This window comes from Borreliella californiensis (assembly GCF_014205885.1).
Lineage (GTDB): Bacteria > Spirochaetota > Spirochaetia > Borreliales > Borreliaceae > Borreliella > Borreliella californiensis.
This window is the reverse complement of record NZ_JACHFB010000002.1, coordinates 235,435-246,848: the sequence shown is the minus strand read 5'-3', so window position 1 is coordinate 246,848 and position 11,414 is coordinate 235,435. Positions and strand designations below refer to the sequence as shown.

Below are 11,414 nucleotides of genomic sequence, written 5' to 3'. Positions count from 1 at the left end.
AACAACAATCCTTAAAATAAACTAAACTCCCAAAAAGCCAACATAAGAACATTTTTATTTAGCGCTATTTTTCAAGGCGGAATTTTTATTCTTAACCTCTGAATTGCTTTTGGCTATCATTGACTAAAAATCCTCAAATTCCTAAATTTTATGAGATGTCGCAAAAAAATAACTCTAATTCTTAAAATTAAACCTCCCAGGAGTTTTGATTTTTTATCTTCTTATTTCTAAAACAATTTTTTTGAAAGCTTCAGCATCTTCAATAGCCAAATTAGACAAAATTTTTCTATTAATTTTTATATTAGATTTCAATAAACCCTCAATAAATCTTGAATAACTAACCCCAGTATCACTTAAAGCAGCCGAAATTCTTGAAATCCACAGGCGTCTAAAATCTCTTTTTCTAACCTTTCTATCTCTTGTGGCATACATCATGCCCTTTCTCAAGGTATCCTTAGCTTTTTTATAATTGCTCTTTTTTGTACCCCAAAACCCTTTTGTTTTTTTTAAAATTCGCTTACGCCTTGCAACGTGAACTGTGCCGTTTTTAGCCCTAGCCATATCTATCTCCTAAAATTATTTTAACCATAAGGTAATAAAGTTTTAATTCTTTTAGCTTCAAAACAAGAAAGATTGCCCGATTTCCTTAAATTTCTCTTGCGCTTAGAAGATTTTTTTGTCAAAATATGCCTTAAATTTTGTTTTTTATACTTAACTTTACCATTTACAGTAAAAGAATACCTTTTTTTTGCACTTTTACGTGTTTTCATTTTATTTGCCATTTCATCCCCTTTAATTTAATATTTATTTTTTAAACTTAGGCGCTACAATCAAAAACATTGTTTTGCCTTCCATTTTAGCCGCAGATTCCAAAACATAATTCACATCCCCTACTTTTTCAAGAATGCTATTTAAGATACCATATCCTAAATATGTATGAGCAAGTTCACGACCTCTAAATCTTATTGTAACTTTAACCTTATTGCCATCTTTGAGAAAACCTAAAATGTTTTTTGATTTAAAATCAAGATCATGAGCATCTATTTTGGGCTGCATTCTGACTTCCTTAAGCTTAATTACTTTTTGATTTTTCTTTTGCTCTTTTTGACGCTTTTCTTGATGGAATTTATATTTACCATAATCAATAATCTTACAAACCGGAGGAGATACATTAGGAGAAACCTCAACCAAATCAAGTCCAGCTTCTTTTGCTTTTTTAATAGCATCTTCAATTGATAAAACCTCTTGTGTCCCATTTTCAAAAATAACTCTTACCTCACGAGCCTTAATTCTGTAATTAATTCTCAATTCCTTGTCATTTGATCTGGACCTATCCCTGTCTCTATTGGCATTTCTATTTATCATTTAAAAAATATATACTCCTAAATCAATTAATAATTAACATTAATACTTAATTCTATTATACATTCACTAAAAAGTAAATTCTAAGAATACTGTTTGCAAAAAGTAATAAATCAACACATTGATAAAACAAATACCCAAATCACGCAAGTTTTTAGTCAATCAATTGATTTAAAAAACGTTTAAAAGTAGAATTGTACTTACAATGAGTTTATTTTTATTAACAAGTCTACCGCTAATATTAAAAATTTATATGAATATTCGGTTAAAACAAAGTCAAACAAAAAATACCCAAGCCCATGTTTTAGTAATATTTCTTGCAATAACAATGTTTTCTTTTCTTTATTTAACTCAGGAATTTATTCTATACAGATCATTTGAATTAGATTACACATCAAGAATAAATCTAGGAATTTCAATATTTATCAAAGAACATTTATACTACTATATATTCCCACTATTAATATTTATATTTTTTTTTACTCTAAATGATAATTCTTTATTTAAAAAGAATTTAACAATTCTTATATATTTTGCATTTGGATTAATATTTTCTAAAAACTTAGAAATAATACTGCTAAATAGCAAAATTTTTGGAATCTATGAATATATTGAATTACCAATACTTAATGCAATAGAGTTAATATTTTCAGCCACAATTTTTGAAAAGAAAATTAAAAAATGTCAAAAATACTCGGCAAAAGAATACAAAACGATTTTGTCTCCTATTCTATATTTAGGATTATTTATTGCAACTTTAAAAACATTAATTCTAACCAATATGAGCATCTATGCACTAATATTACTTGGATTGGTTTTAATATCTATAGCTATTAATAATAAGTATACTAGGAAATAAAATGTCTGGCCCAAAAAAACTTGCTATAATAGCAATCTTAGCAATTTTAACACAAGGATGCAAAAAATCTTCCATTACTGAAAAACAATTTAATTATTCAATAATTTTTTCAGATGCAACTGAATATTTTTTTGAAATTCAAAAAACTCCATTCATAAAAAACGAAATACTATTTATAAATGATAAAAATTTAGAAATTATAAAAGACAAGCTTAAAACAACAAAAAAAATACTATTAACCCACAAATCAAATAATGAAATACTAAATAACGAAATTCTAAAAGAGAAAATTTTTTATCTGTCAAAAATAAAATTTTCTCTAAAAAAGTCTATTGATTTTCTGCTTAACGAAAAATCAATAAACTTGCAAAAAACATTATTATTTAGAGACAAATCTCTAAATAACGAAGACCTTGAATACTTGGAAAAAAAAGGCAAAGAAAAAAATGTTAATATTACCCTAATAAACGAAAAAAACATATCCTATATGCAAACATTTATTACTCCTCAAATAAAAACAATAATATTATTCTCTTTAAGAGATAATAATATTATTTTAAAAAAAATATCAAATTTGCCTTTTTTCAAAAATATAAAATTTGTATTAATTGGCAATACAAGAAAAGACTTAAAAATCATTAAGCTAAAATATATAATCACTCTTAAAGAGCCCGATTTAATAAAAATAGTAAAAGACATTGAAAATAATTTCCAATACGAATTTAGCATTTATAAACAATAAAAATGATTAAATTTAATGCAGCAATAAAAAAAGATCTTTAAAGCTATTGTATACTGCAATAGCAACATCATTAACAGAGCAATTTTTAATCCTTGCAATCTCAAGACATACATATCCTAAAAATAAAGGTGAATTAATTTTACCTCTCAATGGCACTGGAGCTAAAAAAGGACTATCCGTTTCTATTAAAAGATCATTGATATTTAATTTGTCAACAAGAATCCTTAAAGGTTGTGCATTTTTAAAAGTTATATTACCTGAAAAAGAAACTTTAAATCCCAAATCAATAAATTTTTTAGCATGCTCATAAGTTCCTGAATAACAATGTAATATACCCCTATTAAAAAAATTTAAAGACCTTACAATATTATAGACATCATCATAGGCATCTCTTATATGCAAAATAACTGGCTTTTTATATTTATCAGCCAAATACAATTGCTCTTCAAAAACCTTAATTTGGAATCTCTTGTTATCTGCTTTAAAATAATCAAGACCCATCTCGCCAACAGCAACAACATTTTCACTAATCAAAATTTTTTCAAGCTGTTTAATATCATCTTTAAACTGATCACTTAAATTTAAAGGATGAATACCCGCTGTTAAAAACACATTAGAAAAAGGGCTTAAAAGATCTTTTCTATCATTAAAATCACTAGGATGCAAGCCGACATCAAGAAAATAAGAAAAGCCGTTTTTAAAACATTCATTAATAATGTAATTAACGTCCAAAGATCTTTTCTTTAATTCATAAAAATGAACATGGGTATCTATTAATTTATCAAAAAAAATAGATTTTTCAGTTTCAAGCAAAGAATCCATTATCCCATTTTTTTCCTAAGAGCTGCAAGGTAGTCAATAACAACAATATTTTTCATACCAAGATGTAAAAAGCTTGATAAAATATCAACAGCATTTCCAATCTGCCCTAACGCTTCATAACATTCAGCAGCACTGACATATAGTGCTGAATTTTTAGGATTATTTTTAATTAAACTTTTAATAGCTACTAATGCTTCTTCATATTTGCCCTGATCCTTTTGAAGAAGAGCAAGTCCAAATATGGCAAACATATCAAAATCAACATCAAGAGCCCTTTTATAATAAATTTGAGAATTTTCATAATCATTCAAATAGCGATAAGCATCTCCTACTCTTGTAAGAACCAAATTATTTTTTGGATCTTTTTCGATAATATCAAGCCAATATTTTAAAGCCTCTTTGTACTCCTTATTTCCCCTATAACAATCGGCAAGTCCAAAAACCGCATAAAAATTGCTAGGTGAAATTTCTAAAGCTTTTTTAAAAAAATAAATTCCTCTGGTAAATTCCCTTAGCTTGCGATAACAATTACCAATTGAAGTTAATACCCTAACGTCAACTTTGGATTGATTTAATTCATACATTTTAAGCCAATACTTTAAAGCCTCTTTATATTCTTTAAAGTCATAATACAAATGGCCAATGCCTACAAGCGCATAATCATTCTCGGGCATTAATTCCATTACCTTAAGATAAGTTTGCTTAGATTTTTGAAAATTTTTTAGTTTTCTGTAAGATGCTGCAACTCTTGTTAAAACCGTTATATTCTCAGGATCATATTTTAAATATTCTTCCCATATGTCTGTAGCTTTTTTATAATTATCTAAATTTCTGTAACAATCTCCAAGTCCAAAAAGAGCATAATTATTGCTTGGATGCTTTACAAGACATTTTTGATAATAAACTATCGCTTTATCGTAATTATTCTTCTTCCTCTCAATGTCTCCAAGCCCAACAAGAGCATAATTATTCTCATTATCCTTTTCAAGGATATCAGAAAATAAACTTTCTGCTTCAGAAAGTCTTTCTTCTTTGATCAACTGATACCCTCTTTTTGATTTTTCAGTGACATCAAGAAGCTGGTCATCAGAAACATTCGAGAGATCTTCTAAATCATCCAAAATTTTTTCATTTAACATAAATACCCCTTTTAAATCGGTTTATTAAAGATATAACTTTAACTACCGCAAGCACACCACAAATAATAATACGCAAAGCTCAATTTTTATATAAATACAACAAAACCTAATCTAACTTTAATATCCAACTTAATAACATTAATTATATAAAAAAACATGAAAAAATATAATTGATTTTTTTCAATCAAGCTTATTCTATTTATTTCATAAAAGCAGTTTTAAAAAAAAATATTAAAATAAAACATAAACACGAGCATCCACACAAAACTTATTAAAAAGTCTAACAAAAAAATCTAAAATTAATATAAACTATTACTATCTTTCAGGAGAAATCATAATGCTTTTAGAAAAATTAAATTTAGCAACAAGTAAGATTAAGTTGATAGAAGAAAAATTGCAAGATATAAATCTAATTAAAGATCAAAAAAAATATTCAAAAATAATAAAAGAATATACATATTTGGAAAAAATAAATACTAAAAAAAATGAATACGAAAAAATACTAAGTCAAATTAATGATAACAAAACCATCTTGGAAGAAGAAGAGCAACAAGAAATGAAAGAACTGATAAAGCAAGAACTAATTGACCTGATCAAAAAAAAAGAAGATCTTGAGCATCAAATAAAAATACTACTTTTACCTCAAGATGAAAATGATAGCAAAAATATAATAATTGAAATTAGGGCTGGAACAGGCGGAGAAGAAGCTGCTCTTTTTGCAAACAATCTTTATGGTATGTATATAAAATATTCAGAGAAAAAAAAATGGAAAACAGAAATCATAAACTTCAATGAAACAGAACTTGGGGGATTTAAAGAAATAATCTTTGAAATTAAAGGAAAAGATGTATTTAAAAAATTAAAATACGAAAGCGGTGTTCACAGAGTGCAAAGAATCCCTATAACAGAGTCTAACGGAAGACTTCAAACCTCGGCTGCTACTGTAGCAGTGCTACCTAATATCGAAGAAACTGAAATTGATATCAATGAAAAAGATTTAAGAATTGATGTTTATAGATCATCTGGAGCTGGCGGACAACATGTCAATACAACTGATTCTGCAGTCAGAATAACACACCTGCCAACAGGAATTGTTGTACAGTGCCAAAACGAAAGAAGTCAGCATAAAAACAAAGATCAAGCAATGAAAATATTAAGAGCAAGGCTTTATGAATTTGAAGATTCCAAAAAACAAGAGCAAAGATCAAGCAATAGAAAACAACAGGTCGGCTCAGGAGATAGATCTGAAAGAATTAGGACTTATAATTTTCCTCAAAATAGAATAACAGATCATAGAGCAAACATTACTCTTTATAAATTAGAAGAATTTATGCAAGGAGAACTTGATCCACTTCTTGATTCCTTGATGATAGAGCTTCAAGAACAAAGATTAAAAAGCAACAACATATAGCAATGAATATAAACGAAGTTATAAATTATGCTAAAAGTAAAAATTTAAATACAATAGAGGCGCTACTAATACTTGAATTAATTTTAAAAACTAGAAAAGAATTCATAATTGCAAATATAAAAAAAAGCTTAACAAAAAAAGAAAAAAAACTTTTTTTTGATCAAATAGATAAAATAGAAAAAGGAACTCCTATTCACTATATACTTCAAAAGAAAGAATTTATGGGGATTGAATTTAGCCTAAACAAGCATGTATTAATCCCAAGATTTGATACAGAATGTTTAACTGAAGAAGCCTTAATTCAAATTCAACAAAATGGCTTTAAAAAAATATTAGATCTGTGCTGCGGCAGTGGGTGCATAGGGCTTTCAATTGCCTATTACACGAGAGAAAAAGTAATACTATCAGATATTTCAACAAAAGCTTTACAAATAGTTGAAAAAAATACAAAAAAGCTCAAACTTGAAAAATTTGTAGAAATAATTCACTCTAATTTGCTAAAATGTATAAAGGGAAAGCTTGATATAATTATTACAAATCCTCCTTATTTAAACAAAGAAGAATTAGAAATAAAAAATAAAATAAAAAAAGAACCCACAAAAGCTCTTTTGGGATTCGGAAAAGATGGGCTTAATATTTCTAGAAAAATATTAAGCCAAGCAAAAGAAAAGCTTAACCCAAATGGACTCATAATAATAGAATCAGCTCCTTGGCAAATAAAAAGTTTGAAAGATTTTGCAATCAAAAAAGGATTTTTACATTTAAAAACAATTTATGATCTTGAAAAAAGAGCAAGGGCACTAATATTAGGACAAAGAGATGATACAAGCATACGAGATTGCACATTTAATAAAGATAAATGATCTTGAAAAAGCTAGAAATATTTTTAAAAAAACTGTTGAGAATACTTACAAAGATGAATTTGAACGGAAAAACATATTCAAAGCTCTAGAAATAGCAGAACAGCTCCACTATGGTCAATACAGAGAAAGTGGGGAGCCTTACATTATTCATCCAATAATGGTTTCATTATTCCTTGCCAAATTTCAACTAGACTTTAAAGCAACTATTGCTGGGCTACTGCATGACGTACTTGAAGATACAAATATTGAAAAAGAAGAAATCGTAAAAGAATTTGACGAAGAAATTTTAAGCCTAATCGACGGTGTAACTAAAATTCATGATTTACATAATAAAACAAGAAGCATAAAAGAGGCTAATACTATCTCAAAAATGTTTTTTGCAATGACACATGACATTAGAATAATAATAATAAAACTAGCAGATAAACTTCATAATATGACAACTCTCTCTTATTTGCCCAAAAACAGACAAGATAGGATTGCAAAAGATTGCCTTTCAACTTACGTTCCAATAGCAGAACGCCTTGGAATATCATCTCTTAAAACATATCTTGAAGATCTTTCATTTAAGCATCTTTACCCTAAAGACTATAAAGAAATAAAAAATTTTTTATCTGAAACAAAAATAGAAAGAGAAAAAAAATTATACAAAGGCAAATTATCAATAGAAAAAGAACTTCAAAAAAGCGGAATTGAAGCAGAAATTACAGTAAGATCAAAACACTTTTATTCGATATTTAGAAAAATGCAAACAAGAACAAACAAGCTTACTCAAATTTTTGATACTCTAGGAATAAGAATAATTTGCAAAAAACAAAAAGAATGTTATGAAATATTAGAAATTGTTCACCGAGTGTGGAAACCAATCCCAGGAAGACTTAAAGACTATATTGCAAGCCCCAAAGAAAATAAATATCAATCACTACATACCACCGTAAGAATACCTGAGGATAACCAGCTTATTGAAATACAAATTCGAACAGAAGAAATGGACAGAATTGCTAATTATGGAGTTGCAGCCCACTGGATATACAAAGAACAAATTGAACTTAAGGCTGACGATCTTTCATTTATAAACCGAATAAAAAAATGGCAGCAAGAATCGGCCAACAAAAGCCAATATTCAATGAATGACATACACAAAGAGCTATTAAATACATTTATATATGTTTACACTCCAGAAGGAGAAGTAGTAGAGCTTCCCTTTGGATCAAATTCAATTGATTTTGCATACATAATTCACACAGATATTGGAGATCAGGCTCTTTATGCAAAAATAAATGGAAAAATAAGCTCAATCACAAAACCACTTAAAAATGAACAAATTGTTGAAATATTCACATCAAAAGACTCAAAACCGGATGTAATATGGCTAAACAGCGTAAGAACAAAAAGGGCTCGATCAAAAATTAGATCGTGGCTTAACAAAAATGACAATACAATTTTTGTAGACAACAATATTATTGCGTATCTTGTTGGAGCAAACAAAGAGCAAAGAAAGCTTTTCAGCTTATTTAAATCTTATACCAAAACCAAAATAAAAAGAATTGCAATAGATCCTGAATGCAGCCCAACAACAGGTGAAGATATTATTGGAATAATACATAAAGACGAAATAATAGTACACAATGAAAATTGCCAAAAGATTAAATTCTATAAAAAACCCCAATTGATTGAAGTTGAGTGGGAAGCAACACCAACTCGAAAAGTGCATCACATTATTTTGCTCTTAAAAGAACTTAAAGGGATATTTAGCTATCTTGAAAACATTTTCACACTCAATGACGTAAGACTTATTAGCGAAAAAATAGAAGACTGCGGAAATGGTCATGGAATAACAAATATAATAGTCTCATCAAATACTAAAAATATAACAAAAATTATTTCTGCTTTAAAAGAAAACCCAAATATCTTACAAGTAATGCAAATAGAAGAAGATATTAAAAATTATGATAATTAATATATTGTTATCATTTTTATTGCTTGGCTCAACAGGCTCCTCTATTGTACCAAATAAAATGGAAAAAAATGTATTCAATTCAAGCAATAAAATTACAAACATAGTAACTGAAAAGAGCATAAAAACGCATATTAGGAAAATTCATCAACTAAATGAAAGACAAGAAAAAATAATAAACACTTTTAATTATATAAAAAAATATTTTAATACAAACGAAGTTAAATATATGGAATATTCTTTACAAGAAATTGGATTTATTGGATATTCACAAAAAATAATACATTCTAAAATCAAAGGAAAAAACGCAAATACTTATAATATGATCATTCCAATTAAAATACAAAATAATTTAAAAAATAATTTAGCAATTGGAATTGCAATTGAGCTTTTAAATAAACTTAAAAATACTAACCCTAAAAACAATATAAATTTTTTTTTTGTTGAGGATGATTCTTTAGAGCAAAATACAATAATTAGCAGCAGGATTCTACTTAGCAATAAGTATTTAGGGAAAAATACAAATACAATATACTTAATGTTAAATGAAAATAGAATAAAAAATAAAATTTACTTAGAAAATGAATCTTTCATAACAAATTCAAAAACAAATTTGGAATTTTTAAAAGCTATTATAAAAACCTTTGAAAAGAATAAACTTGATTTTAATACATCAAAAATAACTGAGAAAAAATCAAACAATTTATACAATCTATATCGTGATGAATCTATACCTTTTTTAATAATAAATAACAATTTAAATCCTATATTAGCTCGAAATAAAAATACTATTTTTGAAATTTACAAATCAATCGAAGAAGCATTAACCAGTGAGTACAAAAGTAAAAATGTCAATGAAATACACTATATTGTAATTGATACGCCTTTTAAAAAAATAATAATTAATGAAATTGCTTTAATATCATTAATCTACATTTGCTATAACTTAATTATAATTGTATTTATTAGAAAATTTAAAGAAGCCGGATTGGTTATGAAAAAAGTAAAAAATAATTACTACAAATTAGTAAGATTGTTTTTTACTTTATTTGTAAGCACTTATTTATCCTTGTTGCTTACAAATAAAATATTTGCTGGCTATGAAAACACAACTCTTTACAGCATAACAAATCCCAAATATCTAATAACCTTTTTTGCAACTTTACTCATACATAATATTTTGTCTCTTTTTACATATAATTTCACAATATATTTAAATTACAGACAACTTAAATACCTAGCAATATCAACCTCTATTATTGAACTAATAATATTAATGTTTGTTAAAATAGAATTTATCTTAATAATTATCATAAAAAGCATTTTATTGTTAATAAAACCAAACAAAAATACTATTATTCGAAAAATAATCGTATTAATCATTTGGATAATCAATTTTGTATTAATAACATTAATACAAAATACTACATCAATCAAAAATACACTTACGCTAAGCTATCTAATATCAATTTGTCTCTTCTCTACCATATTTATTAATATCTCAAAACATTTAAAATCCAAACTCCCAAAAATTAAACAAAATTTAAAAAAAGTTGAAAAACTTGGTCTTGTAACTTTTTTTTTAATAACCATAATCATAATATCTAGCAATATTGATAAAAAAGAGCATGCAATACAAATAGAACAAACGGTTAGCTTTCCAGAAAAAATAAATAAAATAAAAATTGAATATCCAAAAAGCAAGAAACATCCTATTCAAATAATTTCAAATGACTTTAATCTAACCTTACAAGCAAACGAAAAAACATTAGAAACCAACATTGACGCTGATGACGAGCTAATGAATATTGATTTTAAAAAAATAGATATAGCAGAAAGAGCTGTTTATAGCATCGATTTGGTTACTCAAAAAATTGCAAATCAAATCGAGCTGCATTTTAAAAACGCATCCAAACTAATAATTTATCAAAGCAATACTCCTTATAAAATACTAGCTAATAAAATTATTTTTTCACTTAAAAACATTAACTCTAAAAAAACAACAATTGCATTTACTCTTAAATCTCAAGACGATATAGCATATGAAGCATTTGCAAATATCCATATTAAAAAAAATCAAGTTAAAATTTACAATAAAACTAATAATACAGAAGAAAAAAATATAAGAATAAATTACTCTTATAAAATAAAATATTCAGGAATATTGCCTAAAGCAGAAAAATATAAAAATCTTGAATACTTCAAACTAAAAGATGATAAAGAGATTGAAAATCTAAAAAATTTAAAATTAAATTAATC

Annotated in this window: 11 protein-coding genes; 6 read left to right on the top strand and 5 right to left on the bottom strand. The window is 26.5% G+C overall.

Going from position 1 to position 11,414, the window contains the following annotated elements:
- Nucleotides 1-213: 213 nt before the first annotated feature.
- The 3 genes from rplT to infC are packed head-to-tail and all read right to left on the bottom strand — an operon-like array spanning nucleotide 214 to nucleotide 1,365.
- A complete protein-coding gene (rplT, locus tag HNP67_RS03335; RefSeq protein ID WP_184124919.1) occupies nucleotides 214-561 on the bottom strand; it encodes a 50S ribosomal protein L20 in 348 nt (115 codons plus the stop codon).
- A gap of 20 nt (nucleotides 562-581) precedes the next feature.
- Nucleotides 582-782 (bottom strand): 50S ribosomal protein L35, encoded by a 201-nt coding sequence (gene rpmI / locus HNP67_RS03330; RefSeq protein WP_184124917.1) that lies wholly within the window; start codon nucleotides 780-782, stop codon nucleotides 582-584.
- 22 nt (nucleotides 783-804) lie between these two features.
- Nucleotides 805-1,365, bottom strand: a complete 561-nt coding sequence (gene infC, locus HNP67_RS03325; protein WP_184124915.1) for a translation initiation factor IF-3 — start codon at nucleotides 1,363-1,365, stop codon at nucleotides 805-807.
- 202 nt (nucleotides 1,366-1,567) lie between these two features.
- Between infC and HNP67_RS03320 the strand changes: the two genes are divergently transcribed.
- Together HNP67_RS03320 and HNP67_RS03315 are read left to right on the top strand one after the other, a co-directional pair.
- On the top strand, nucleotides 1,568-2,221 hold the full coding sequence (locus tag HNP67_RS03320; RefSeq protein ID WP_184124913.1) for a hypothetical protein: 654 nt from the start codon (nucleotides 1,568-1,570) through the stop codon (nucleotides 2,219-2,221).
- A 1-nt stretch (nucleotide 2,222) separates the two neighbouring features.
- Nucleotides 2,223-2,963 (top strand): hypothetical protein, encoded by a 741-nt coding sequence (locus HNP67_RS03315; protein WP_184124911.1) that lies wholly within the window; start codon nucleotides 2,223-2,225, stop codon nucleotides 2,961-2,963.
- 12 nt (nucleotides 2,964-2,975) lie between these two features.
- On the opposite strand, the gene HNP67_RS03310 is transcribed toward HNP67_RS03315, so the two are convergent.
- Nucleotides 2,976-3,788, bottom strand: a complete 813-nt coding sequence (locus HNP67_RS03310) for a TatD family hydrolase (RefSeq protein ID WP_184125268.1) — start codon at nucleotides 3,786-3,788, stop codon at nucleotides 2,976-2,978.
- Nucleotides 3,785-4,924, bottom strand: a complete 1,140-nt coding sequence (locus tag HNP67_RS03305) for a tetratricopeptide repeat protein (protein ID WP_184124909.1) — start codon at nucleotides 4,922-4,924, stop codon at nucleotides 3,785-3,787. The genes HNP67_RS03310 and HNP67_RS03305 overlap by 4 nt, the downstream gene beginning before the upstream one ends.
- 337 nt (nucleotides 4,925-5,261) lie before the next feature.
- Here HNP67_RS03305 and prfA point away from each other — a divergent pair, with 337 nt between their 5' ends.
- Genes prfA through HNP67_RS03285 form a run of 4 tightly spaced genes read left to right on the top strand, consistent with a single transcriptional unit; the run spans nucleotide 5,262 to nucleotide 11,412 of the window.
- Nucleotides 5,262-6,335 (top strand): peptide chain release factor 1, encoded by a 1,074-nt coding sequence (prfA, locus tag HNP67_RS03300; protein ID WP_184124907.1) that lies wholly within the window; start codon nucleotides 5,262-5,264, stop codon nucleotides 6,333-6,335.
- Between the two features lie 2 nt (nucleotides 6,336-6,337).
- Complete coding sequence (gene prmC, locus HNP67_RS03295) at nucleotides 6,338-7,198, top strand: peptide chain release factor N(5)-glutamine methyltransferase (protein WP_184124905.1); 861 nt, start codon at nucleotides 6,338-6,340, stop codon at nucleotides 7,196-7,198.
- Nucleotides 7,155-9,158, top strand: a complete 2,004-nt coding sequence (gene spoT, locus HNP67_RS03290; protein WP_184124903.1) for a guanosine-3',5'-bis(diphosphate) 3'-pyrophosphohydrolase — start codon at nucleotides 7,155-7,157, stop codon at nucleotides 9,156-9,158. Before prmC ends, spoT begins: the two co-directional genes overlap by 44 nt.
- Complete coding sequence (locus tag HNP67_RS03285; RefSeq protein WP_184124901.1) at nucleotides 9,148-11,412, top strand: RNA polymerase beta'' subunit family protein; 2,265 nt, start codon at nucleotides 9,148-9,150, stop codon at nucleotides 11,410-11,412. The genes spoT and HNP67_RS03285 overlap by 11 nt, the downstream gene beginning before the upstream one ends.
- Nucleotides 11,413-11,414: the final 2 nt, after the last annotated feature.